This window comes from Mesorhizobium sp. M0808 (genome assembly GCF_040320025.1).
In the GTDB taxonomy this organism is placed as follows: domain Bacteria; phylum Pseudomonadota; class Alphaproteobacteria; order Rhizobiales; family Rhizobiaceae; genus Mesorhizobium.
In genome coordinates, this window is sequence record NZ_JAMYOX010000052.1 from 1 (window position 1) to 24924 (window position 24924).

24 protein-coding genes and 1 pseudogene are annotated in these 24924 nt (G+C 61.3%); 13 read left to right on the forward strand and 12 right to left on the reverse strand.

Going from position 1 to position 24924, the window contains the following annotated elements:
• The 10 genes and pseudogenes from NKI25_RS32245 to NKI25_RS32290 form a co-directional block, all read right to left on the reverse strand.
• Positions 1-91, reverse strand: a pseudogene (locus NKI25_RS32245) (co-chaperone GroES); the annotation flags it as partial.
• A 430-nt stretch (positions 92-521) separates the two neighbouring features.
• The gene (gene bioZ / locus NKI25_RS32250) at positions 522-1505 is read right to left on the reverse strand and encodes a 3-oxopimeloyl-[acyl-carrier-protein] synthase BioZ (RefSeq protein ID WP_352788662.1); all 984 of its coding nucleotides are present in this window, start codon (positions 1503-1505) and stop codon (positions 522-524) included.
• Positions 1502-2767 (reverse strand): adenosylmethionine--8-amino-7-oxononanoate transaminase, encoded by a 1266-nt coding sequence (locus NKI25_RS32255; RefSeq protein WP_023679598.1) that lies wholly within the window; start codon positions 2765-2767, stop codon positions 1502-1504. The genes bioZ and NKI25_RS32255 overlap by 4 nt, the downstream gene beginning before the upstream one ends.
• Positions 2767-3402 (reverse strand): dethiobiotin synthase, encoded by a 636-nt coding sequence (gene bioD, locus NKI25_RS32260; protein WP_023679599.1) that lies wholly within the window; start codon positions 3400-3402, stop codon positions 2767-2769. Before bioD ends, NKI25_RS32255 begins: the two co-directional genes overlap by 1 nt.
• An 11-nt stretch (positions 3403-3413) precedes the next feature.
• Complete coding sequence (locus tag NKI25_RS32265; protein ID WP_352788665.1) at positions 3414-4553, reverse strand: 8-amino-7-oxononanoate synthase; 1140 nt, start codon at positions 4551-4553, stop codon at positions 3414-3416.
• Positions 4550-5548, reverse strand: a complete 999-nt coding sequence (bioB, locus tag NKI25_RS32270; RefSeq protein ID WP_353000461.1) for a biotin synthase BioB — start codon at positions 5546-5548, stop codon at positions 4550-4552. The genes NKI25_RS32265 and bioB overlap by 4 nt, the downstream gene beginning before the upstream one ends.
• 94 nt (positions 5549-5642) lie before the next feature.
• Complete coding sequence (gene nadC, locus NKI25_RS32275; RefSeq protein ID WP_352643785.1) at positions 5643-6497, reverse strand: carboxylating nicotinate-nucleotide diphosphorylase; 855 nt, start codon at positions 6495-6497, stop codon at positions 5643-5645.
• On the reverse strand, positions 6497-8038 hold the full coding sequence (locus tag NKI25_RS32280; RefSeq protein WP_352642186.1) for an L-aspartate oxidase: 1542 nt from the start codon (positions 8036-8038) through the stop codon (positions 6497-6499). Before NKI25_RS32280 ends, nadC begins: the two co-directional genes overlap by 1 nt.
• Entirely contained in the window at positions 8035-9009 is a 975-nt protein-coding gene (gene nadA, locus NKI25_RS32285) for a quinolinate synthase NadA (RefSeq protein WP_352625280.1), read from the reverse strand. Before nadA ends, NKI25_RS32280 begins: the two co-directional genes overlap by 4 nt.
• 66 nt (positions 9010-9075) lie before the next feature.
• A complete protein-coding gene (locus tag NKI25_RS32290; protein WP_352625301.1) occupies positions 9076-10044 on the reverse strand; it encodes an NUDIX hydrolase in 969 nt (322 codons plus the stop codon).
• Positions 10045-10218: 174 nt separating this feature from the next.
• On the opposite strand from NKI25_RS32290, the gene panB reads away from it, so the two are divergent.
• The 9 genes from panB to NKI25_RS32335 all read left to right on the forward strand — a co-directional run bounded on the left by panB (position 10219) and on the right by NKI25_RS32335 (position 17957).
• Complete coding sequence (gene panB, locus NKI25_RS32295) at positions 10219-11079, forward strand: 3-methyl-2-oxobutanoate hydroxymethyltransferase (protein WP_352625282.1); 861 nt, start codon at positions 10219-10221, stop codon at positions 11077-11079.
• Positions 11076-11936: a pantoate--beta-alanine ligase gene (gene panC, locus NKI25_RS32300; RefSeq protein WP_352625284.1), complete on the forward strand. Its 861-nt coding sequence runs from the start codon at positions 11076-11078 to the stop codon at positions 11934-11936. Before panB ends, panC begins: the two co-directional genes overlap by 4 nt.
• 95 nt (positions 11937-12031) lie before the next feature.
• Positions 12032-12757: a LuxR family transcriptional regulator gene (locus tag NKI25_RS32305; protein WP_352625286.1), complete on the forward strand. Its 726-nt coding sequence runs from the start codon at positions 12032-12034 to the stop codon at positions 12755-12757.
• Between the two features lie 93 nt (positions 12758-12850).
• Positions 12851-13501, forward strand: coding sequence for an acyl-homoserine-lactone synthase (locus NKI25_RS32310; RefSeq protein ID WP_352625288.1), 651 nt, complete (start codon positions 12851-12853; stop codon positions 13499-13501).
• Positions 13498-13872 carry a transcriptional regulator domain-containing protein gene (locus NKI25_RS32315; RefSeq protein WP_352625290.1) on the forward strand — a complete coding sequence of 125 codons (375 nt, stop codon included), beginning with the start codon at positions 13498-13500 and terminating at the stop codon, positions 13870-13872. The genes NKI25_RS32310 and NKI25_RS32315 overlap by 4 nt, the downstream gene beginning before the upstream one ends.
• 280 nt (positions 13873-14152) lie before the next feature.
• A complete protein-coding gene (locus NKI25_RS36605) occupies positions 14153-14341 on the forward strand; it encodes a DUF2285 domain-containing protein (RefSeq protein WP_502894601.1) in 189 nt (62 codons plus the stop codon).
• 372 nt (positions 14342-14713) lie between these two features.
• A complete protein-coding gene (locus NKI25_RS32325) occupies positions 14714-14896 on the forward strand; it encodes a hypothetical protein (protein ID WP_352625292.1) in 183 nt (60 codons plus the stop codon).
• Between the two features lie 259 nt (positions 14897-15155).
• Positions 15156-16979, forward strand: a complete 1824-nt coding sequence (gene glmS, locus NKI25_RS32330; protein WP_023679615.1) for a glutamine--fructose-6-phosphate transaminase (isomerizing) — start codon at positions 15156-15158, stop codon at positions 16977-16979.
• A gap of 723 nt (positions 16980-17702) precedes the next feature.
• Positions 17703-17957, forward strand: coding sequence for a helix-turn-helix domain-containing protein (locus NKI25_RS32335; protein WP_031212627.1), 255 nt, complete (start codon positions 17703-17705; stop codon positions 17955-17957).
• A gap of 1138 nt (positions 17958-19095) precedes the next feature.
• On the opposite strand, the gene NKI25_RS32340 is transcribed toward NKI25_RS32335, so the two are convergent.
• The gene (locus NKI25_RS32340; RefSeq protein WP_023679620.1) at positions 19096-19485 is read right to left on the reverse strand and encodes a hypothetical protein; all 390 of its coding nucleotides are present in this window, start codon (positions 19483-19485) and stop codon (positions 19096-19098) included.
• A 612-nt stretch (positions 19486-20097) separates the two neighbouring features.
• On the opposite strand from NKI25_RS32340, the gene queC reads away from it, so the two are divergent.
• From queC to queE, 3 genes are read left to right on the forward strand one after another with little or no spacing between them, the layout of a single operon-like run.
• Positions 20098-20796: a 7-cyano-7-deazaguanine synthase QueC gene (gene queC / locus NKI25_RS32345; protein ID WP_023679622.1), complete on the forward strand. Its 699-nt coding sequence runs from the start codon at positions 20098-20100 to the stop codon at positions 20794-20796.
• Positions 20796-21152 (forward strand): 6-carboxytetrahydropterin synthase QueD, encoded by a 357-nt coding sequence (gene queD, locus NKI25_RS32350; protein WP_023679623.1) that lies wholly within the window; start codon positions 20796-20798, stop codon positions 21150-21152. Before queC ends, queD begins: the two co-directional genes overlap by 1 nt.
• Entirely contained in the window at positions 21149-21883 is a 735-nt protein-coding gene (gene queE / locus NKI25_RS32355; protein WP_023679624.1) for a 7-carboxy-7-deazaguanine synthase QueE, read from the forward strand. Before queD ends, queE begins: the two co-directional genes overlap by 4 nt.
• A 554-nt stretch (positions 21884-22437) precedes the next feature.
• Here the strand turns inward: queE and hemN are convergent.
• Complete coding sequence (gene hemN / locus NKI25_RS32360) at positions 22438-23787, reverse strand: oxygen-independent coproporphyrinogen III oxidase (RefSeq protein ID WP_352828211.1); 1350 nt, start codon at positions 23785-23787, stop codon at positions 22438-22440.
• A gap of 156 nt (positions 23788-23943) precedes the next feature.
• Here hemN and NKI25_RS32365 point away from each other — a divergent pair, with 156 nt between their 5' ends.
• Entirely contained in the window at positions 23944-24690 is a 747-nt protein-coding gene (locus NKI25_RS32365; protein ID WP_352828214.1) for a Crp/Fnr family transcriptional regulator, read from the forward strand.
• The last annotated feature ends 234 nt before the right edge of the window (positions 24691-24924 follow it).

Consider the following 24924-nt stretch of genomic DNA (forward strand, 5'->3'; position numbering starts at 1 on the left):
GGATGATGATCCCGCCGGCGGTCTTCGCTTCGGACTCGACGCGGCGAACGACCACGCGGTCATGCAGCGGCCGGAAATTCGACTTTGCCATTTTTGGATTTCCTTGGTGCGAATGTTGAACGGTTCTCCGTTGCCGGAGCGTGCTTAGCACTCAGCCGAAGCGAGTGCTAACGCGGCAATGAGATAAGCCGCATGCTCCTGCTAGTCAAGACGGAAGAGCAAAGAGCAAAGAGAAAAGAGCAGACAGCAAAGAGAAGAGAGTAAAGAGCGTGTAAGCATCGAGCCTTTTATGTGAACAATGTCGGGTATCAGACATATATGGGGCGGCTCACCCTTTGTATTTGAGCTTTATTCAGATGGCACGAATGATGCAACGGGTGATGCATTTGATCTCATCCAGAGGCTCGCACGGGGTCGTGCTGCGTCAGCTCGGTCATGTCGAGCTTCAGAAGGCCATTTTGGCATTGGTTCTGTTGCCCTATCGCCATTCATGACCAGTCCTGCGCGCGTGAGCCGGCCGGCTAGATTCCAACCACGAGAGCGCCGCCGCTGAGACCCGCACCCGCCGCCGACAGAAGGATTTTCTCTCCAGGCTGGAATGGCTTCATCTGGTTGGCGAGCGAGAGCGACAGCGGGATCGTCGCGGCCGAAGAGTTGCCGTATTCGGCAATCGTCTTGACAATTGCTTGGTCCGCGATGCCGAGGTTCCTCCCGACCGCGTCGAAAATCCGAGTATTGGCCTGATGCGGCACGAACCGGCCGAGATCGTGTGGCCGCACTCCGGCAGCGGCTAGAGCGCTTGTCGAGCAATCGGTCATCATCTCCACGGCCATTGCGAACACTTCGCGGCCGTCCGTCATCCTCATTCGGGTTTGCGCGAGATCGAGGTCACCGTGGAACGGCTTGTTGCTTCCTCCTGCGGGAATCTGGATCAGCCCGTATCGCGAGCCGTCCGAATCCACCGAGGCACCGAGAATGCCCCGATCAGCATCATCGCACTGACCGATCACCAGGGCGCCGGCGGCATCGGCAAACAGGACCGAGCTTGCGCGCTCGGCTGGATTGATGCGGCGGCTGAGGATGTTGGCGGCGATAACAAGGCTCGCTTTGCCGTGCAGGCGGGTAAATCCGTCCGCGAACATCAGCGCATAGATGAAGCCGGCGCAGGCGCCGGTCAGATCGACAGCGCCGGCGCGGCCCAGCCCCAACCGATGTGCGACCAGGGGCGCGCTGGGCGGCAGGAGGTGATCGGGCGTCGAGGTGGCAAGTAACAGCAGACCGATGTCGTGGCGCGCAATGCCGGCGTTCGCCAAAGCCATGTCGCCGGCTTGCGTGGCCAAGCCAGACAGCGTGTCTTCGTCCGTTGCCCAGAAGCGCGAACGAATTCCGGTGCGCCGCTCGATCCAGCCCGGTTCGAGGCCGAGATTGTTCTCGATTTCGGCATTGGCCACCTTTCGCCCAGGCGCATGATGGCCAAACCCGAGAAGGCGCGACGACCTGCTCATGGCCTCGAACCGAAGCGTTCGCCGGCTTCCTCGATGGCGTCATAGAGCCCGTCCAGCTCCTCGCCGGTGATGCAATAAGGCGGGAGAAGATAGAGGACATTGCCGAGCGGGCGCACAAGGAGCCCGCGCTTGAGGAAAAAAGCGCGCAGTTTCGGGCCGATTTCGGCCAGATAACCGGCTGAGCCGGCGCGAAGATCGAGCGCCGCAATCGTGCCGGTCGTCCGCTTGTCGGTGAAGTAGGGATTGTCGCGAAAGCGTCTAAGCCCGGCGGCCTGCTTCGCGCTCAGGGCCGCGATCCGCTCGGCCACCGGCTCGTCCTGCCAGATCTCGACATTGGCGAGTGCTGCCGCGCAGGCAATCGGATTGGCGGTGTAGGAACTCGAGTGGAAAAAGGTCTTCTTCCTGTCCGTCGAATAGTGAGCCTGGAAGATGGCATCGGTGGCGAGTGTGGCCGCCAGCGGGATGGTGCCACCGGTCAGGCCCTTCGAGGTGCACAGGATATCCGGAGAAATCGATGCCTGCTCGCAGGCGAACATGCTCCCGGTGCGGCCCCAGCCGGTCATCACCTCGTCGGCGATCAGCAGCGTGCCGGAGGCTTCGGCGATCTTCTTCAATCCGGTCAGAACCGAGGCCGGATACATCCGCATGCCGCCGGCGCCAAGCACCAGCGGTTCGATGATCAGCGCGGCGGCGCGCCGGTCGCGGCTGACGGCCTCGAATCTATCCAGCGTTTCCTGCTCGCGGCCGGCGGCCGGGAAGGGAATGGTGTCGACCTCGAACAGCAAGGGTTCGTAGGCGGCGTTGAACACGCCACGGGCACCGACGCTCATCGTGCCGATCGTGTCGCCGTGATAGCTGTGCTCCATGACGACGATGCGCGAGCGCGGCGCGCCGATGTTGCGGAAATAGCCGAGCGCCATCTTCAGCGCGACTTCGACGCTGGTCGAGCCGCTGTCGGAATAGAACACCCAGTCGAGTCCGGCGGGAGCGAGTCCGACAAGCGCCTTGGCCAAGCATTCGGCAGGCTCGTGCGTGAAACCTGCGAAGATGATCTGGTCGAGGCTCGAGGCGGTCGTCTCGATTGCCTTTATAATGCGGGGATGGCGGTGGCCATGTGTGACGACCCACCAGGAGGAAATGGCGTCCAGAATGCGCACGCCATTGGCTTTGTGGAGATAGGCGCCTTCAGTCAGGACGATTTCAGGGATTGCCGGCTCGAGCGCGTGCTGGGTGAAGGGATGCCACACACGGGAATGCGGCATCATTCGCCTCCGGCAATCAAAGCGAGGTCGAAGCCGGCAATCATCGCTTGTCTCAGCGTTTTGTCCGTTAGCGGATCGAGGTGCGGCAGCCTGCCGAGTTGCGGCACGTCGCCGAATTCCACGATCGTCCGTTGCGTATCGGTCATCTCATCGCCGATGAAGGCGATGCCAGCCAGCGGGATAGCGCGCGCCCGCAGGGCCTCGATCGACAGCAGGGTGTGATTGATTGTTCCGAGCGCGGTGCGGGCGCACAGAATGACCGGCAACTGCCATTGCTCGAATATGTCGATGAACCTTGTCCGGCGGTTCAGCGGCACCATCAGCCCGCCGGCGCCTTCGATGACGAGCGGTGTCGGCAGGACCGGAAACGAAAGATCGGCAGCCTCGATCGAAACGTCGTCGATTTCGGCCGAACGATGCGGCGAAAGCGGGCTCTTCAAGCGGTAGGCTTCCGGCAGCACGCGCCCCGACGGCAGCCCGGCAAGTCGCGCAACCGCCTCGCTGTCGGTCTCGCCGTCGAGGCCCGATTGCACCGGCTTCCAGTAGAAGCCGTCAAGCAGGCCGGCAAGCCCGGCCGAAAACACCGTCTTGCCAATTCCGGTGTCTGTTCCGGTGATGACGATGCGCTTGGTCATGTCGCCTCCGGTCATGTCTGCGCCAACACCTCGACGAGCGCCTCGACCATGGCGGAAATGTCGGCTTCGCCGATATTGAGCGTCAGTGAGATGCGCAGCCGCGACGTGCCCTCGGGCACGGTCGGCGGACGAATGCCGCGTATGTCGAAGCCGCGGGCCTGCAGGCGCGCCGCCATTGCCATGGTGCGCCTGACATCGCCGATCACCAAGGGCTGGATCTGAGAGCCACTTGGCATCACACCGCAGCGATCGACCAATTGGCGGCCTGCGAGGGCAACGCGTTCATGCAGCTGAACACGCCGCATAGGCTCGTCGGCGAGCATTGCGAGCGCTTCGCGCGCCGCGACCGCCATCAGCGGCGATGGCGCGGTGGCGTAGATGAATGGCCGGCAACGGTTGATCAGATACTCGCACAGTGTCCTCGGCCCGGTCACGAGCCCACCAGATGCGCCGAGCGCCTTGCCGCAGGTGTGGAGCGCGACGATGTTGTCGCGGCCCTCGAAAGCGGCGGCCAGCCCCCGGCCGTCCGGTCCCCAGACGCCGGTGGCGTGCGCCTCGTCGACGACGAGGAATGCCTCGTGCCGATCGGCAAGCGCGACCAGGCTCTCCAAAGGCGCGCAGTCGCCATCCATGCTGTAAAGGCTTTCCACCGCGATCCAGACGCATCCCATGCCGCCTTCGGCGCGCCAACACGTGATCGCATCCTCGACAGCATCGACGTCGTTGTGCGCGGCCAGCTTGAACTCGGCGCGCCCGGCCTGCGCACCCTCATGCATGCTGGCATGGGCGAGCTCATCGAGGACCAAAAGGTCGCCCTTCTGCGGCAGCGCAGTCAGCAGAGCGAAGTTGGCGATGTAGCCGCTGCCGAAGAATAGCGCGCCGTCGGCTCCAAAGAATGCTGCCGCGTCTGCCTCGAGCTGCTCGTGTTCCGGTGCATTGCCGCGCAACAGCCGCGACCCGGTGGCGCCAACCGGCGTGCCCCGCGCAATCGCCGCCACAACCGCTTCGCCAAGTCTTTTGGAGGCGGCAAGCCCGAGATAGTCGTTCGACGAGAAGTCGAGCCCGGCGCGCGGCTTCAGCGTCCGCAGCCGGTCCTTGCGCGCCAGTCCCTGCAAGGTCGCCTCATAGCGGGCAAGCGGTGCCCCGTTCATTGCGCCTCGAGTTCCATCGGCTCGATGCCGAGGCGCCGGAACAGCAGGGTATCCTTGTCCTCGCCGGGATTGTCCGCCGTCAGCAGCGTGTCGCCGACGAAGATCGAGTTGGCGCCGGCAAAAAAGCACAGCGCCTGCATCTCGTCGGTCATGGCCGTGCGGCCGGCGGAGAGACGGATATGCGATTTCGGCATCATGATGCGCGCCAGCGCGATCACGCGCACGAATTCGATCGGCTCGATGGGCTTGGCGTCGGCAAGCGGGGTGCCGGGGATCGGGATCAGCATGTTGATCGGAACGCTTTGCGGATGTTCCGGCAGGTTGGCCAGCGTCACCAGCATGCCGATCCGGTCCACCGGCTCCTCGCCCATGCCGACAATGCCGCCGCAGCAGACATTGATGCCGGATTGGCGAACGTGCTCGAGCGTCTCGAGCCGCTCCGCAAAGCTCCGCGTGCTGATGATCTCGCTATAGTAGCGTTCCGACGTATCGATGTTGTGGTTGTAAAAGTCGAGACCAGCCTGCTTCAGTCGAGCGGCTTGCTCAAGATCGAGCATGCCGAGCGTCATGCAGGTCTCCATGCCCAGCGCCTTGACGCCTTCGACCATCGCCACCACCGTATCCATGTCGCGCGCCTTGGGGTTTCGCCAGGCCGCGCCCATGCAATAGCGGGTTGCGCCGGCGTCACGCGCTTTCTTCGCCTCGACGATGACGCGCCTGACCTCCATCAGCTTCGACGCCTTCAGGCCGGTCTCGTGATGCGCCGACTGGCTACAATAGCCGCAATCCTCCGGGCATCCGCCCGTCTTGATGCTGAGCAGCCGGCTGAGCTGGACCTTGTTTGGATCGAAATTCTGGCGGTGCACGGTTTGCGCGAGGAAGAGGAGATTGTTGAAGGGGGCATCGTGAAGTGCCTGAGCCTTCTCCAGGGTCCACGCTCCAGGGTCAGGGGATTGAGCCTGTGGCGATGTCTGCGTTGGACTGGCTGTTTGCATGTCCATGCTGTTCTCCGGTTCTGCCTTGCTTTGCTGTCTGATTGACGACGATCGGAAAGGACAGTTGATTCGATCCTGTTCGTTCCTCAGGCAATCATGAGTCCCAATAGTCGAGGCCGATATCCAGGATCGGCGCGCTGTGGGTCAGTCGGCCGACTGAAATCAGATCAACGCCGGTCGCGGCAATCGCTCGCGCTGTATCGGACGTGATCCCGCCAGAAGCCTCGGTGATAGTGCGGCCACCAACGATTGCGACCGCGCGGCGAAGATCGGCGAGGGACATGTTGTCGAGCAGAACCGCATCGGGAGCGAAGCCAAGTACCTCCTCCAACTGGGCCAGCGTATCGACCTCGACTTCGATCTTGACGAGATGACCGGCCCGTCTTCGTGCTCGCTCGAGCGCCGGGCGAACGCCGCCTGCGATGGCGATGTGGTTGTCCTTGATCAGAATTGCGTCGTCGAGGCCGAAACGGTGATTGGATCCGCCACCCGCGCGCACCGCATACTTTTCGACTGCCCTCAATCCGGGCGTCGTCTTGCGCGTGCAGACGATCTTCGCGCCATATCCACGAACCGCAGCGACGATCGATGCCGTTGCTGTAGCGATGCCGCTCAGATGGCACAAAAAATTGAGTGCCGTCCGTTCGGCTGTGAGAATGGCCCGGGCAGGGCCAACCACTGATGCAATGACCTCTCCATCCATGACATTGCAGCCGTCTGCCCGCTCCACCGAAATTTCGACATCAGGATCAATCAAGCGGAAAGCGAGCATCGCCAGATCGAGGCCGGCGACAACTCCGGACTGGCGCGCCGCCAACACGGTTCCCGCTTGGTGTTCCTTCGGGACGATGGCCTCCGTGGTCAAGTCGCCGGCTCTGCCAAGGTCTTCAAGAAGAGCTGCCCTTACAAGCGGCTCAAGCATGACCGTGGGAAGCGGTGAGAGCGTCATCACTTTGCCCCTTCGAGGCTTGGGGAGTTTCCGAGTTCCCGCGCAGCGGCCAAGGCGGCTTCGAGGGTGATTTCGGACCGTCGGGCGACAGTCGCATGATGAGGAAAATCTGTCCGGTAATGAGCGCCGCGGCTTTCTTGGCGCAACAAGGCGGCAACCGCGATCATTAGCCCGACAGCCGCCGCATCCGAGGCCGCGTCCTTGCTTTCGGCGAGCGGCAATAAGGCACGTGCGGCTGCTTTCAAACCTTCACCATCCCGGACGATGCCGAGTGCGCGCGACAGGAAAACACGCACGGGTGTCGGAGCGGGCGATGGGTAAACGTCCGCAAACGCAGGCTTTGTTCTGCGAGCAGGCGTTCCGGCGACACTTTCAGCGACCCAGCGGGCGCACACGACGGCCTCGGTCAAGGAATTGCTGGCGAGCCTGTTGGCGCCATGCAGTCCTGTCGAAGCGACTTCGCCGCAGGCCCACAGCCCCTTGACGGACGTCCTACCGGAGCCGTCCACGGCAACGCCACCCATGTGGTAGTGTTGGGCCGGACGAATGGGGATGAGATCGCGCGCGGGATTGATGCCGGCTCCACGACAGGCTGATGCGATTGTCGGGAAGTGTCGAGCAAATTCCGGGCCAGGCCGTTGCCGCGCGTCGAGAAAAACACGGTGGCCGTTGGCAAGATGGTTCCAGACGGCGCGCGCCAAGACATCACGAGGCGCAAGTTCCGCCCCTGGCACGCTCTGGAGAAAAGCCTGGCCGGTTTCGTCGATCAGGGCAGCACCTTCGCCGCGGACGGCCTCGCTGACCAGCACCATAGGGCGTTCCGGGCCGTCAAGCGCGGTCGGGTGGAACTGGATGAACTCGAGGTCGGCAAGAACAGCTCCAGCGCGGGCCGCAAGCGCCAGGCCCTGTCCGCAACTGCCCCAAGGATTGGTGGTGTCGAGAAACAGTCCCCCGATCCCACCGGTGGCGAGGACGACCCGCCGTGAGCCGAAGAAGACAGGTCCTATCGAACCGCTCGCCCAGACGCCTCGGATCGCGTTCTCTCGCACCGCCAGCCGGCGCGCTTCCATGCCCTCCACGACAACAATCGACGGAGTGGAACGCACAGCCGCGATCAGGGCACGCATGATTTCACGCCCGGTGCCGTCACCATGCGCATGAACGATGCGACGTCGGCTGTGTGCGGCCTCCAATCCGAGGCACAGTGATCCTTTCGACGTACGGTCGAAGGGAACCCCAAAGCCCGCAAGCCCCTCTATCGCCTTGGGCGCGGCTTGGAGGATGCGGCTCGCCACGTCTGTGTCGCAGAGACCATCCCCGGCGGCAAGCGTATCGGCCAGGTGCAGTTCCGGATCGTCGTCTTCGCCGAAACTTGCAGCCAGACCACCCTGTGCCCAGGTGCTCGAATTGTCAGCTCCCAGTAGCGTCCTGGACAGAAGAAGCACCGGCTCCGGCGCCAGTTGAAGCGCCGTCATCAGTCCGGCGATGCCGCCGCCGATGATGATGGGCCGCCCGAAGAAGCTGCGGATATCGGCGCTCAAATTGCCAGCATCCGTTCGACCGCAAGCCGCGCGCGCCCGGCGATCCCGGGTTCGATGGTTACGACATGGTGGTTCTGCTCGAGCGCCGTGCGGATGTTGGCAAGCGTGATCCGCTTCATGTGCGGGCACAAATTGCAGGGCCGGATGAACTCGACCTCTGGGTGCGCTAACGCGACGTTGTCGCTCATCGAGCATTCCGTCATCAGCACGACACGTGGCGGCCTTTGCCTTTCGACATAGTCGGACATGGCAGCGGTCGAGCCGGAAAAATCTGCTTCAGCCACGACGTCGGGCGGGCATTCGGGATGCGCGAGCACGATCACGCCGGGATGGCTTTCGCGCAACTCGCGGATGTCGGCCGGTGTAAAGCGCTCATGCACCTCGCAATGCCCTTTCCAGGCGATGATCTGCACATCGGTCTGGGCGGCGATATTCTGGGCCAGATATTCGTCCGGCAACATGATCACCTGGGGAACGCCAAGGGATTGGACGACCGCCTTGGCGTTGCCGGATGTACAGCAGATATCCGACTCGGCTTTCACTTCGGCCGACGTGTTGACATAAGTGATGATCGGCACGCCGGGATAACGCTGGCGCATCAAGCGCACGTCTTCTGCCGTGATCGATTCCGCCAACGAGCATCCGGCGCTGAGATCCGGAATGAGCACGGTCTTGTCCGGATTAAGGAGCTTGGCCGTTTCGGCCATGAAATGCACGCCGGCCAGCACGATGACTTGCGCCTCGATCGTCGCAGCCGTGCGGGCCAGTGCCAAGCTGTCGCCGACGATGTCGGCCACGCAATGGAAGATCTCGGGGGTCTGATAGTTGTGCGCCAGGATGATGGCGTTGCGCTCGCGCTTCAGTGCAAGGATCGCCTCGATATCCTCGACGAAAGCCGGCCATTCAATCGGCGGGATCACTCGTCGGACGCGCTCGTAGAGAAACGCGGCCGTAGGCAGCATGGCGCTCATCGACCCCTCCAGCTTATACTCTAGTTGAAAATAACCAGCATATACTTGCTGTGAGTATAAGGGATGTCAACCCCGCGCCAGCGGCAATTTTGTCCCGGCGATGACCCTCTCGTCGAGAGCGGCGTGGCGGAACCGGTAAAGCTTCGCTGGCCGGCCGCCGGTCTCCGTGGTGGCCTCTCCGGTCTCTTCGACCAGCTCCTGCTGCTCGATCAGGCGGCGAAAGTTCGGCTTGTGGATGAGCCTGCCGGCGAGCGCCTCCACGGTTCGCTGCAGCTGCAAAAGCGTGAAGACCGGCGGCATCAGCTCAAAGACGACCGGCCGGTATTTGATCTTGGAGCGCAGCCGCGCAATGCCGGTCGCCACGATGCGGCGATGATCGGCGACCATAGACTTGCTGGGCACCAGCGGAGGCGGCGTCGCGTCCCGTCCGCTTCCGGCCTCTTGGACCAGGCCTGCTTCGTAGACCAACTCATAGCGTTGAAGCGTGAGTTCCTCGTTCCAAAGGCGGTCGTCGAAGCCGAAGGCTATCGTCGCCCGCTGCCAGCGTTCACGTCGCGCGGCCGCGTCGCTGACGCCGTCTGCCCATTCAATCAGGCGCGGTCGCAGAACGTCCAGCACGACCGGAGGCGTGCCGGAGCGGTGGTCCTCCCATGGAAAATATTCATACCAACTCTGCCAGCCGCACTTGGGCGAGCCAGCTGCCTGTTCCTTGCGGGTCAATGCGAGATAGCTGATGGAGATGACGCGTTGCTGGCGCTCGGCGCCGATGCGATCCCGATCCGCGAAGGTGTAGAGTTGCTCAATATACCCCAGCGGATGGCCGGTCTGCTGCTCGACCCACCCCCTCAAACCGGATTGCAGCGATCGGTGCTCAAGCGCAAATGGTCCGGAGGGCAGGGTGTCCGCCTGGCCGATGGTGAGGACACAGGGTTCACTGTCGTTTACGGCGACGACAAAGGCGATCAGGTCCACTTTGACTTCGTCGGCCTTGACGGCGGCTCTGTCTTTCCTGGGTCCTATTGCCTGATCGTCCATGTTCGCGAAAGTGGTTGGCCAGCTCGGGGGCGCCTGAATCGATTTAAGTGTAAGCGCGCCTGTCCGCACGTCAACACCGCACAGCTGCACGGCCATTTTTTAGCTCTTCGCACTTGCACAAAAATGTGGCAAACGCGACACCCGCGGTTGGTAACGTTGGGGAAGGAGGGTCCATTGAGTGCGTTTGGTGACACCAAGGCGATTACACCGCCGGATATTCGTTCGCGTAAAGGTGGGACGCCGCTCGTCTGCCTCACCGCCTACACGACCCCAGTCGCCCGGCTTGTCGATCCCCATTGCGATGTGGTGCTGGTCGGCGACAGCGTCGGCATGGTTCTGCACGGCCTGCCCTCGACGCTCGGTGTGACGCTGGAGATGATGATCACGCACGGCCAGGCCGTGCGCCGTGGCCTCGAGCAGGCGCTGATGGTGGTCGACCTGCCGTTCGGTTCCTTCGAGGAAAGCCCCGAGCAGGCTTTCCGCAATGCCGCGCGCGTCATGGCCGAGACCGGCTGCGCGGCCGTCAAGCTCGAAGGCGGCGAAACGATGGCAGAGACGATCGGCTTCCTCGCCGCGCGCGGCGTGCCGGTCATGGCCCATGTCGGCTTGACGCCGCAGGCGATCAACACCATCGGTGGCTACCGCGTGCAGGGCAGAGGCGGGGATGCCGAGCGCATCAGGCGCGACGCGCTTGCGGTGAGCGAAGCGGGCGCCTTTGCGGTCGTGCTGGAGAAGGTTCCCGAGGCGCTCGCCCGCCGGATCACCGGGGAGGTGGCGACCCCGACCATTGGCATCGGTGCCTCGGCAGCCTGTGACGGCCAGATTCTCGTCGTCGACGACATGCTGGGCCTCTTCGGCGACTTCCGGCCCAAATTCGTCAAGCGCTATGCTGAACTGGGGGAGGCCGCTGCGGCTGCGATCGCGGCCTATGCGCGGGAAGTGAAGGAGCGCCAGTTTCCGGCCGCCGAGCACGTGTTTGCCGATGCGCCCAAGCCCACCGACGCGGACGGCACCAAGAGCGGAGAAGCAGCGTGAGCGTGCCGATTGTCAGGAGCGTTGCCCAGCTTCGCGAAATTGTCGCCGCATGGCGCCGCGAGGGCGTGAGGATTGCCGTCGTGCCAACGATGGGTGTCCTGCATGAGGGCCATCTCAGCCTGGTGCGCGCGGCACTCGTGAAGGCCGACCGGGTGATCGTGACGCTCTTCGTCAACCCGAAGCAATTCAACAGCCAGGCCGATCTCGCCGCGTATCCGAGCACCGAGGACGAGGATGCCGCCAAACTGGCACCGCTTGGCGCGCACCTGCTTTATGCGCCGGATGCAGAGGAGATGTATCCGGCGGCCTTCGCCACGACCGTTTCGGTGTCCGGTGTCAGCGAGGGCCTGTGCGGTGCCTTCCGGCCGGGACATTTCGATGGCGTGGCGACCGTCGTCGCCAAGCTCTTCCTGCAGACCAGCGCTGACTTCGGCTTCTTTGGCGAAAAGGACTTTCAGCAGCTTCAGCTAGTCAGGCGTATGGCCCGGGACCTGGATATTCCAATCACCATTGTTCCTTGTCCGACAGTCCGCGAAGCCGACGGTCTTGCACTATCATCGCGCAATGTCCGGCTCTCGCCAGCAGAGCGTGCTGTTGCCCCCAAGCTCCCATCGGTATTGCTCCAGACGGCTGAGCGGCTTGCCCGCGGCTCGCCCGTCCTGCCAACGCTTGCCGATGCGCGCGCAGCAATTCTGGCTGCGGGCTATCGCGAGGTCGAATACCTGGAACTTCGCGACGAGGCAGATCTGCGACCGATGACAAGCCTTGACCGACCGGCACGCTTGCTTGTCGCGGCCTGGCTCGGCGGCACACGGCTCATAGACAACGTCAGAATATCACGGGTTTCAACAGATTAACGGGGTTCTCGGCACGCGCTGTATCCGTCCGGGGATCGTTTAAAACAAGGTCTCTGCCTGGCATCGAGCGATCACGGAGGTTACGCAAAGCGCAAATGCATCGCGTGTTTGAGAACTTCGTCGAGCAACTGTCTGCGAGTGTTGATGCTGCCGATCTCCGTGAGGCAATGGCATCCGCTGCAGCCGGCTTCGATTTTCCGCTATTCGCCTACTTCACTTACCCGTCGGCCCCCGGCGACGCCCCGCAATTGATCTCAAACTATCCTTCATCCTGGACATCACGTTATCTGCAACAGCGGTACCACAGTCTTGATCCGGTCATCCTGCGCGGGCTGCAAGGCTGGGATACCTTCGATTGGGGTGTGGATCGCGCTCGGCACTGTCTGCCGAATTCGCAGCAACAAATTCTGGAGAGTGCGGCTGAGTTTGGCATCCGCGGCGGCCTGACGATATCCATGCATGATCATCGCGGCCGGTTTGCTGCCCTGACCTTTGCTTCCGACGAGTCCCGCCCGCCTCTGTTGCGGTCACTGACACGTTACGAAAAAGCATTGCAGCTGGTGGCCATCAACTTTCATAGCCATGTCCGGCGCAGGCTCGCCGACGATCGCGTGGTGGACGGTGTAACGCTCACCCCGCGGGAGTTCGAGTGCCTGAAATGGGCGGCGCGCGGCAAGTCGGCTTGGGTTATCAGCCAGCTTCTCGGCGTCTCAAAGCGCACCGTGACCTTTCATCTGGAAAACGCCAAGGCAAAGCTTGGCGTTCGAACGATCAACCAGGCCGTTGCACGACTGGCTGCCTCCGGCCAGGCGAGATCCTGATTCGTCGGCCACGATAGCTGTAAACCTCTACAGGCTGCATCGCTGCCGGCTTTGCCCTTCGATGGCGGGAAAACATCCCGCACGGAGGCGACCATGATGCAGCTGATAACACCAGACCTTTACGACGAGTTCGCAAGCGAGCTCAAAGAGATGCACGGGCTCAGGTTTCGGGTGTTCAAGGAAAGGCTCGATTGGGAAGTTGATACCGAAGACCAGATGGAAACAGACCCGTTTGATGGTCTGAAGCCTGTCTATCTGCTCCTCAAGGGATCCGACTGGCGAATTCGCGGTTGCGTGCGTCTTTTGCCCAGCACCGGACCCACAATGTTGCGCGACACGTTCCCGGTGCTGCTGGGTGCTGACGTCGTGCCCTCGACTGCCGACATATGGGAGAGCAGTCGTTTCGCGCTCGATCTCCCTCCGTCGGCGCCCAAGGCAGCGGGCGGGCTGGCCCAGGCAACCTACGAGCTCTTCGCGGGCATGATCGAGTTCGGCTTGGCCAAGGATCTGACCCGGATAGTAACGGTGACGGACACGCGCATGGAACGGATCCTTCGCCTCGCGACGTGGCCATTGTCGCGCATCGGACAACCCAAGTCCGTCGGCAAAACGGAGGGGGTGGCCGGGTTTCTCGAGATTTCCCACGCGAGCCTTTTGCGCATCCGCAGCAGGGGACGTCTGAGCGGACCGGTGCTGTGGCAACCGGTTCTAGGCCCGTCGGCATTGTGGACACCTGAGCCGTGAAGCGTGCTGGTCTGCCCAAGGAAGCGACGGTCGGTCTTGAATGCTGGCCGGACTGGCGTCGTCACGAAGCTTACCATTACGCCAGACGATTGCCACGCACTGCCTGGGCCTGGGAGTTTCTTCGGCGCAATCCACAATTCCAGCGCGACCACGCCAAAATGGCACCGTCCGCCTGCATTGTCGGAGCCCAGGCCGACATGAAGATAATCGAGTTGACGACAGGATCATCTTTCCTAAGACAATGGAGCCTCCTTTTTCGCGGACGCGCCACAGTCGGACGCTACGTCGGCAAGGGTCTTTTGGGATCCGCGCGACTGCGCCCGTATTCTACGGGCGGCCGCGGAGCCGGTTGGGCTCGACCACGGTTTTGAACCGCTTGACCTTTTTTCGCTCTCATGCTGCAAGGACATCCTGCTGACGCCTGCCGGCGTGCAGCACGTGCTGCTGAGGGAGGACTGCCGGAGTCTGCAGATCGCCCTTTCCGGTGCATCCGTTCTCCGCCCGTTGCGGCTATATGTCGACGCGATCGTGCAGCCGCAGCACCTGAAGTTCCATGTCGCTGCCCTTCAGTTCCTGAGCGACATCAATGGTTGCGGCCGCCTGGCAGCTGCTTGCTTTCCGCCGGAACCCCGCGGAGCGCGTCTGCGGATCGTGCTCCAGGCTTTGGATGGCTCGCTTGCGGGAGCATCTCATCAGGAGATCGCCATTGCCCTGTTCGGGAGACGCCGTGTCGAAGAAGATTGGTCTCATCCAGGTAGCCATCTTCGCGATCAGGTGCGTCGCGCCATCCAACGTGGCCGCTACCTGATGAGCGGCGGCTATAGACAGTTCCTGATGTAATTCGGGTGCCAGCTTGGTGATTGTCTTGTTAGAAAACGCGCAGGCATCATCTCCATTTCTCACTGCTATTGTGCCTTGTACAAAACGTAACACGCGCCTAGTTCTTCCGCTGCGGGAATCGGGTTTGAGTAATACGGACGAAGCACTGAGAACCAAGGCTTTTGTGATAGTGCATTCATGCCCCGAGAATCCTGATGACCGTTACGAACCCCCAGAAAGCCGGCGCTGACTGAAACGGTCGCTGAACGTGCTCTGTGGCGTGCGCCGCCTGACTCTCGGTTTCGGCCATGCCGACTAACAGCGTATTGATAGGCCATCGCGGGCTAAGCTCTACCGGCGAAAGCCGCGTCAAACTGGCAGGCAATCAGAAACTTGATCGGCGGCGACGATGATTATGATCAACGTGACGAACACGTGAATCATGCCGACGGCGCCGACGTTGCCGATGATGATGATGCCGATCATGCGTCGCTGACGCTGCCTAACTACAGTGCTTGTGATCATGCCGATCACCGCGTGATCATGAGCGGCGGCGGTCCGTGGTCAGGTGCGTAGCCGGGATGGTTCGCGCATGGCCGATTGTTCCTTCGTGCCGCGGGGTGTGGGCTTGCGTTCGGGCATGAGGGCGTCAGGCGCAACGAGAAGTCAGATCAGGGCCCACAAACGCGACTCATCCATGGGGTGGATGATAGTTATCCCTACAATCAATTGTACCAATATTACCGAATACTACTACAAGGTTCCCAATGAACGCGGCCGGATGGGTATCCGTCTCGCGTGGGCTGAAGCTGCCGGCAAGAATGGGGAGACGAACATGTGCGGGATTGTTGGCATCGTTGGGCAACAGCCGGTGTCGGATCGGTTAGTCGACGCATTGAAGCGTTTGGAATATCGCGGCTATGATTCCGCCGGCGTTGCGACGATCACCGAAGGTGCCTTGCACCGCCGGCGCGCCGAGGGCAAGCTCGTCAATCTCGAGAGGAGACTGAAGGAAGAGCCACTGAGCGGCAACATCGGCATCGGCCACACGCGTTGGGCAACCCATGGGGCCTCGACGGAACGCAATGCGCACCCGCACTTTACCGACGGTGTCGCCGTCGTCCATAACGGGATCATCGAGAATTTCACCGAGCTGAAGGACGAATTGGCGGCGGCTGGCGCCGAGTTCCAGACCGACACCGACACCGAGGTCGTCGCGCATCTCTTGGCAAGACACCGCCGGGAGGGCATGAGGCGGCAAGAGGCGATGCGTGCCATGCTGAAACGCGTCAGGGGCGCCTATGCGCTTGCCGTCCTCTTCGAAGATGATCCGTCGACCATCATGGCGGCGCGCAACGGACCACCGCTGGCGATCGGTCACGGCGACGGCGAGATGTTCCTGGGCTCCGACGCGATCGCGCTCGCTCCCTTCACCAATGAAATTACCTATCTCATCGAGGGCGACTGGGCCGTTGTCGGCAATTCGGGCGCCCATATCTTCGATTTCGACGGCCACCCCGTCGAGCGTCCGCGCCATACCTCCACGGCCGCGGCCGATCTGGCCAGCAAGGGCAATCATCGCCACTTCATGGAGAAGGAAATCTGCGAGCAGCCCGAAGTCATCGCCCATGCTCTCCGTCACTATAGCAACATCATAGAGAATCGCGCCGACATGGTTTCTGGCATCGATTTCGCCAGGATCCCGAGCTTGGCGATCTCGGCCTGCGGGACCGCCTATCTCGCCGGACTGATCGGAAAATACTGGTTCGAGCGCTACGCGCGCCTGACGGTTGAAATCGACGTTGCGTCCGAATTCCGTTACCGCGAGATCCCGTTGTCGCCGCAGTCGGCGGCTCTTTTCATTTCGCAGTCCGGCGAAACCGCCGATACGCTCGCATCGTTGAGGTACTGCAAGGAGCGTGGGCTGAAAATTGGCGCTATCGTCAATGCCTGCGAATCGACCATCGCTCGGGAGGCCGATGCGGTCTTCCCGATCCTTGCCGGACCGGAGATCGGCGTCGCCTCCACCAAGGCGTTTACCTGCCAGCTTGCCGTTCTAGCCGCACTCGCCATCGGCGCCGCCAGAGCCCGCGGGACCGTAACCGAAGACGAGCTGCAGGCGCTCGTCAGGAGCCTCGCCGAAGTGCCGCGCGTCATGGGCCAGGTACTCAACAGCATCCAGCCGGAGATCGAGTTCCTGTCGCGCGAACTGTCAAAGTGTCGTGACGTCCTGTATCTCGGCCGTGGCACCAGTTTCCCGCTAGCGATGGAAGGTGCGCTGAAGCTCAAGGAGATTTCCTACATCCATGCCGAGGGCTATGCGGCGGGTGAATTGAAGCACGGTCCGATCGCATTGATAGACGACAACATGCCAGTGATCGTCATCGCGCCCCATGATCGCTTTTTCGACAAGACCGTCTCCAACATGCAGGAAGTGGCTGCCCGTGGAGGGCGGATTATCCTCATCACCGATGAAAAAGGGGCCGCCGCATCGAAACTCGACACTATGCACACGCTCGTGCTGCCGGCTGTCGACGAGATTATCGCGCCGATGATCTTCTCGCTGCCGATACAGCTTCTTGCCTACCACACGGCGCTCTTCATGGGCACAGATGTAGACCAGCCGCGCAATCTCGCAAAATCGGTCACGGTCGAATGATTGCGAACCTTTATAGGTGGCGATGCTCGTCCATCGAAAGCGCTACCCCCTGTCTGGATCCGAAGCCCGGATGAACCAGATGACCATTGCTTGCTGCAATTTCGGGAAACTCGCCGTCGCCGCATCATGACAATCGCCATCCTTTTTTCGGCCGGTCGGGCGATTGCACAGGGCAGCCGGATCGAGCTTGCTCAAGCCGACGTCAGCACAAAAGCGCGCGGCCCTTTCGGCTGTTTCCTCGGGCGCCCCATCCTTTCGGTCTCCGAACAAGCATCGGCGGCTTAAAAAATTTCGTTAACAGCGTTGATCGATGTGTGATTCAAGCACAAGCGCGTCTTTCGCTGCATCGGCGGTGGAAATTGGTCGAAGGTATCAGCGTCCGCGAGGCTGGGTGGACGGTGCCGCGAATAGCCACTGGAGGCGTCAGGGGGAGTTCGAGTTGCTGTTCAAGAAAGCCATCGGCGAGAGTGAGTCGTGTAGGATCGCAGGTCGAATGCGCTACAGCCGATCAGGCCATCTCAGGGTGGGCAGGTTCTTAGAACTTGATCAGAAGCAGGTGAGCCGCCATATTCCGACCCGGCTGCCAATTTCAAGTGGCCCATTCCATGGATGAGGCCGGTCCGGCCGAATGGACGTCCATTTTTTTGATTTGCTGGGTGTGCGCCAGGGTCGGGGAGGAAATCTCCCGATTTGTCAGGCGCTCCCATCTTCTTGGAGATGTTTATGAAGGATTCGCGCATTCCCGAGCCAGTCTTGACGGCTATGTCGCAGGGGACCCACATCATCCGCGCTTATCGTGAGCACCTTGGGTATTCAATCGAGGACCTCGCGGTGGCGTGCGGGCTTGCCGCTGAGGAAATCCAAAACATCGAGCGGGGTGTGAGGTACAACAAGGGCTATCGGGATCGGATAGCAAGATCGCTGTCCATACCTGTGGGAATTCTTGAGGCAGAGGCGGACATATCGGACGCCGCCTGATCAGTCGGATAATCTGCAATGGGTGGAAGACCGCTCTTGTGATGTGAAGTTTGCGGCTGATAGTCGTCGCTTGATTCCGTTGGACGCGAATGCCTTCTGGCGCAGTACCGCCAAGAGAATTCTCGTCCACTGTCCGATGGAACTGCACACGGGCTCGCCGAACAGGAAGTTGGAACGCTTCGTCATGCTGTCTTAGGCGATATAGCCGCCCGGAGTGCTGCGACACGTGCACGATAGCATCGGCTCGCGACGATGGATTGCTAACAGCGAACTCATGCTGGTCGGCAAGGCGATACTGGCTGGAGCATCAACTCGGCCGACGAGAGTGGCCCCCCATCCTGGACTAGGCAGGATCGGCCGACATGGCCGGCATCGCGCGCCGCTCTGAAAAGAGCACAGCGGGCATCCAGACGCTGCCGGGTTGACTATGGGTGTCGGAACAGCAAAAAGGGGCCGCTCTTCATGAGTGGCGTGCGCCGGCAGTCTAACCCCAAGCCCCCCCGCCAGGCTGCCGGCGCGCTTCTAGGAACATCGAGGTAGGGCACTACGCTTCCTTGTCCGACTACGCCTCGATCAGATCCCGAGCAGCCAGCCAGTGTCCGACCGTCGCTTGCGCCTCTGCCCGCTGAGCCTTGTGCTTCCTCCAGCGAGTCAAGCCGATCACCATGGGTGTCGCCAGTTCTGGTGCTCACCCATGTGCCATTTGCGATCTCGTGTCGGTGAGAGCACCGCAAGCACCTCCCCTGCTACGGCAAGGCGGCTTGCGTCGCCCGTGTTGTTACTATTCTTCGCTGTGATCGGAGTTTTTTCGTGGCTTCGGAATCGGGACATTCGGCTTTGCAAAAAAATAGGCCGTCGTGGTCGATCGTCACGCCCCCGAGTTCGGCGGCACGATGGAATGACAACGGCAGCGCAAGCTCCATTTGCGCGAGGGGCTCGTCCCTTCAAATACTTGATGCATTTGCGCTTTGCGTCCTCCGTGCATGTTGCTCGATGCCAGGCGGAGACCTCTGTCTAAACGATCGCGCATCGATGCAACGCCCGCGCGTTGATCGCCATCATCGCGGCGATCGCTTTGCCGCGACCGCCGCGGCAGCGATGCGCATGCAAAAATTCACAGATGCATTCTAGCCAAATGCTAGCTGCCCAGCAAATGTCCGGCATTTCGCAAGGCCCCTAGGAAGAGACTGGCATGGCCGTTGGCATCGATCTTGGCCTGCATCGACAGGGGCATGCTGTGCCAGTTCTCCAAGGGCGTAGTGAAATGTGAGAACGTACCGTTGACGATGCACTGGTGGGTAACAAGACCCTGTCTGTCCAACGCCAGCACGCCGATCTGGTCGCCCTGATATCGGATGGCTGCGACCCGCTGGACCTCCGCGTCACCGTCGACCCGCACGTCGAAAAGCAGGATGCCGCGGCTCCTGGTGGCTACCTCGGCGGCCTTTTCAGCGAAGCTTAAGGAGAGCGAGCGGACGCTTTCGACCGCCAGCCGTAAAACCATCAAATCCAGTTCATCCACTGCCATAAGGTACCTGCGCGCAACACATGGGTGATAGCAATCGACCACACCGCTTGTTCACAGATGTCGGCTCACGACCGATCATTCAGGGTTTGCCGGTCAGTCCATTGACCGAGGGCGTGCTCCGGTTCGAACCGATCCTGAAGCGGAATGCGCTGGATCTACGGAACCCGAGGAGCAGGCCAGCCAAAGTTGCCGCGACAATTGATGTCGTGATCATTCCAGACATCTGCATCGGCGTCGCTGAACATCCCACTGGTAAGTCCGTTCTCTTGCGGCAAGCCCATCCTCGGGCCGTCTTGTACCTGAAACCCTCGCGGTCGCGTCCCTCGAAGCTCGGGACCGCCGGGCGCTTGATCGTCGAGAACTTTGTTTACGAAGGTCCGGACCTCCTGCAGAGCATATTCCGGTGCGCTCGCCTTTGAGCATTCCGCTGAAGCGTGACGTTTCGCTAGTCCGTGTTCCTTGCAGGCTCACCGCGAGGGCGCCTTGCACACAGCGGCACGTCAGCGCATGAAACTCGTCCCCCGTTCACTTCACAAAATGGATTTCCTGAAGTACTGGGAGCGCAGAGAAATCTCCGGTCGCAGCCTACCCGGTTAAAACAAGGACCCAACAATGAAGACTCTCGTCGTCTGCTCCGGCGGATTGGACTCCGTCACCCTTGCTCACAAGGTGGCAGCGGAGCACGAACTCGCCGGCCTCTTATCTTTCGATTACGGCCAACGGCATAGGAAGGAATTGGGCTTCGCCGCCCTTTGTGCGGAGCGACTGAGCGTCCCGCACCGCATCATCGACATCCACGAGATCGGCGGCGGCCTTTCCGGCTCCGCGCTGACCGATAATGTGGACGTGCCCGACGGGCACTACGCCGAAGACACGATGAAGGTCACGGTGGTGCCGAACCGGAACGCCATCATGTTGGCCATTGCCTTCGGCTTCGCCGCAGCGCACGACGCTGACGCGGTGGCGACGGCCGTGCATGGTGGGGATCATTTCATTTATCCCGACTGCCGTCCGGCCTTCATCGACGCTTTCCAGATGATGCAGGACCACGCGCTCGACGGCTACGCGAAGATTCGCATTTATGCACCCTATGTGAATCTCACGAAGGCGGACATTGTTAGGAATGGAGCAGCATACGGCACGCCATTTGCGCAGACCTGGTCCTGCTACAAGGGCGCCGAGCGTCACTGCGGGAGGTGCGGGACCTGTGTCGAGCGGCGCGAGGCGTTTCATCTCTCTGGGCAGCCGGACCCCACCGACTACGAGGACTCCGACTTCTGGCTCGATGCGCTGCGAAGGAGGACCGCGTAATGTTCCGCATCACCAAGGAATTCCACTTCTCAGCCTCGCATCAGCTCACCTCGTTGCCACCCGATCACCAATGCGCGCGCCTGCACGGGCATAACTACATCGTTGAAGTGGAGCTTTCAGCGAATGGACTGAACGAGAACGGCTTCGTGCGCGACTATCACGATTTGGCGCCATTCAAACGCTACATCGACGAGAGCTTCGACCACCGACATCTCAACGACGTGCTGGGACATGAGCAAGTCACGGCGGAATATCTGGCCAGACATTTTTATGAATGGTGCAAGGCACGCCTGCCCGAAACCTCGGCCGTGCGGGTGAGCGAAACGCCGAAAACCTGGGCGGAATACCGGCCATGACCGATACGCATCCCGCAATCCGCGTGAGTGAGATTTTCGGGCCGACGATCCAGGGCGAGGGCGTGCTCATCGGTTTGCCGACCGTCTTCGTCAGAACCGGCGGGTGTGACTATCGCTGTTCCTGGTGCGACAGCCTGCATGCGGTGGACAATCAATTCCGCCATGAATGGGAGATGATGTCCATTGGCGCGGTGTGGCAAAACGTGCTTGCGCTTTCCGGTGGCCGCCCGCTGATGGTGTCGCTGTCAGGCGGCAATCCGGCCATCCAGCCGCTCGCCGCGCTCATCGAGCGAGGCCATGGTGAAGGTTACCGTTTTGCGCTGGAAACCCAAGGTTCGGTGGCCAGGGACTGGTTTGCCGACCTTGACGTGCTAGTCCTCAGCCCAAAGCCGCCGTCAAGCCAAATGACGACCGATTGGGCCGCTTTCGAGGCGTGCCTCCAGGCGGCACAAGGCAGGCCGCAAGTCGTGCTCAAGCTCATTGTTTTCGACGAAAGGGACTACGCCTACGCGAAAGACGCCGCTGCGAGATTTCCGCGACTTCCGATCTATCTGCAACCCGGCAATCACACGCCGCCACGCCCCGCAAATGAAGACGCGCCTGTCGACCTTGACGGAATATTGAAGCGCATGGAGTGGCTGGTTGATAGCGTGACCCGCGACAGGTGGTTCGAAGCCCGTGTGCTGCCGCAGCTGCACGTTATGCTCTGGGGTAACAAGAGAGCCGTCTAGCCTAGGCCCGCTTTTCACTGAAACTGCGCCGGCAGATATTCGGGTGGACGGGTTGTCCCACGCTTGACGGCGCTGCCGGGGTGCTTGCGGACTTCTGCCACCGGCACCAAGAGCGTGGCCAGCCGCTTACGATTCGGATTGTTGCCGAGGCTCGGTTTCGACGGGCGTCCCTGGCGCGAACCAATCAAAGGGTTAGCGCGAGCCACGGGTGGATAGTATGGTGGTGCGATGCGGCGGCGCCTGCTGCAGCTGGCACGGTCCTTGCGGATTCTTGTTGCAAGGCCGAAGGGAGCTGTCGGCCGACAACCATGATCTGGCCAGGACGATTGTCGACTGCTTCCGATACAGAAAAGAGGCCGGACTCGACGTGGCGCTTCAGGGACTGCGAAATGGAATACGGCGCCGGAAGGCACGACCGGACGATATCGTCACTATGCCAAGACGCGTCTGGTCCTCGAATCCTGTTTCGACACGACGGTCGCCGATCAACAGTGAAAAACATAGCGCAATCGGTTCACGATCGACTGAGAACCATGACCGTTCCTCTGCGGTGCTCAGACTGCCGCTGAGTGCCTGGCCGTTCCACTTTCGAAATATTTGTCGAACTTTGCCGCGATGCTCCTGACAAAGGGCCGGCTTTCCGCAGGCACGACGAAGCGGTCACCATCAAGTTCAAGCAACCGCGCAGGATCTTGGAGGGCCGTGGAACTCGCTCGGACGAGAAGTCTTTGGCCGGCTTTGCCAAAGCGCTCCACCAGTACGATCGCCGAGAAGCCGAAGTCACACATCAATCGCTCGATGATCCAGCCGCGAACACGGTCGTCGTCAGAAAGCGCGATACCCCGAACAGCGGCCAGCCCGCCATCAGCAACCATGCGTCCATACTCGGCGGTCGAAGGCATATTCTGTGCATAGCCCTGGCGAAACTGGCTGATGGACGATGGGCCGAGGCCGATCAATGTCTCGTAGGAGTCCTCGGTGTAGCCTTGGAAGTTCCGGTGCAAAGTCCCGGCGCGTGCCGCAAGCGCCAGCGCATCGCCCGGCTTGGCGAAATGATCGAGCCCGATTGCTTCGTATCCCTGGTCCATGATCGCCCGCGCTGCCAATTGCGATTGGGCAAACCGCTCCGCCGGACCCGGCAACCAGGCCTCGTCGATCATCGTCTGATGTTTCTTGAACCACGGCACATGGGCGTAGCCAAAAAGCGCGATCCGATCCGGTTCCAGGGTCAGTGCCTGTGCAACCGTGGAGGCGACGCTCTCCCTGGTCTGATGCGGCAGCCCGTAGAGCAGATCGAGATTGACGGATTCGACGCCGCGCGAACGAACGCCATCAACAACCGTCTTGGTCTGCAGAAAGCTCTGCTCGCGGTTGATCGCTTTCTGCACCTTCGGGTCGAAATCCTGGACGCCGAGGCTCGCCCTTGTCATGCCGATTTCGGCAAGTGCATCGAGGCGGGCATCGTCCATATCGTTGGGTTCGATCTCAACGCTGATCTTTGCACCGGGGAGAAACGTGAAGCTGTTGCGCAGGACGGTTCCCAGCGCCACGATATCTTCCGGTTTGAGCATCGTCGGCGAACCGCCGCCGAAATGGACGGCACGCACGCGGCCCTTGCCTGCGACAAGACTGGAGACGGTGGCGATCTCGGCATCCAGTGAGCGCATATATGTGGTCACTGGTTCGTAGTGGCGTGTCTGCTTGGTGTGGCACGCGCAGAACCAGCAGAGCCTGTCGCAATAGGGAATATGCAGGTAAAGCGATATCTCGTCACCACCTTCGAGCGCCTCCAACCAGCCTCGGTAAACGACGGCATCGACCCCCGCATGGAAATGCGGCGCGGTGGGATAACTGGTGTAGCGCGGGACGTTCTCGCCAAGTCTGGCAGCTAGCTCCGGTCGCATGTTCTGGTCCACCGTGTTTGCGTCGCCGGAACTCTGGACGCCTTGATGAGGCAAAGCCCTGATTTCGGTCAACCTTCAGCACGGACAAACTGCCGCAAGGATTTTTCTACCGTAGATTGATATCCTGCCGGCACTTGGGACCGGTAGAGCAATCGAATGACATTACGGCAGGACATTCATAGTTCCGGCATTCCCGTTCTTTGCCTGTCTTGCGAGGCACGGCACCACGGTGTCTGTGGTGCGCTCGAACCAGACCATTTGGCTCAGCTCGCCAAGACGTCGTCGCGGCACAATATCGAGCCGGGGGTCGAACTGATCGGCGACGCCGAGGCGGTCGACTGTTATTCAAACGTGCTTTCAGGCGTGGTGAAGCTCACGAAGAGCCTTTCGGACGGCCGCCAGCAGATCGTCGGTCTCCAGTTCGCGCCGGACTTTCTGGGACGGCCCTTCAAGATGAAAAGCGCGATCAATGCGGAAGCGGCAACAGCTGTCTCGCTATGCTCGTTTCCGAGAGCGGCCATCGAACGGATGATGAAGGAATCACCGGAATTTGTGCATCGCCTCCTCAAGCAGGCGCTGAACGAACTCGACGAGGCACGCGAATGGATGGTGACTCTGGGGCGCAAGACCGCACCGGAGAAGGTGGCGAGCTTTCTCCTCATGATCGCCCGGAACATCGGTTCCAGTGTTGACCCGGCGGCTAGGTCGGCGTGCTTCGAGTTGCCGATGACGCGTGCCGACATCTCTGATTTCCTTGGAATTACAAACGAGACCGTGAGCCGTCAGCTGACCAGCCTGAGAATGGACGGCGTGATTCGGATCGAGAACAACCGCCGTGTCACCGTGGACAGCATGAGCCGGCTGGAACGGCGCTGCGGCGGCCGAGGCGCAACCGCCGTTTGAATGACACCGAAGCTGCATGGCCTCCGTCACTTACTTCGTTCGGGGCTGGGCATGCTCGCGTTGGGCTTAGAAGAAAATCGCATAGCGACAGCCCGCTCTCCATCCGATCGCATGAGCCAGGTGCGTTTCGGCCAACTCGTCGGCGAAGCATCCATTCCTCGAGGTGCTTGACGTGCAACCGGCTGTTCCAGGCAGGATCGCACTCGGCCGAAGTCAATACGCCTCATACGCAAG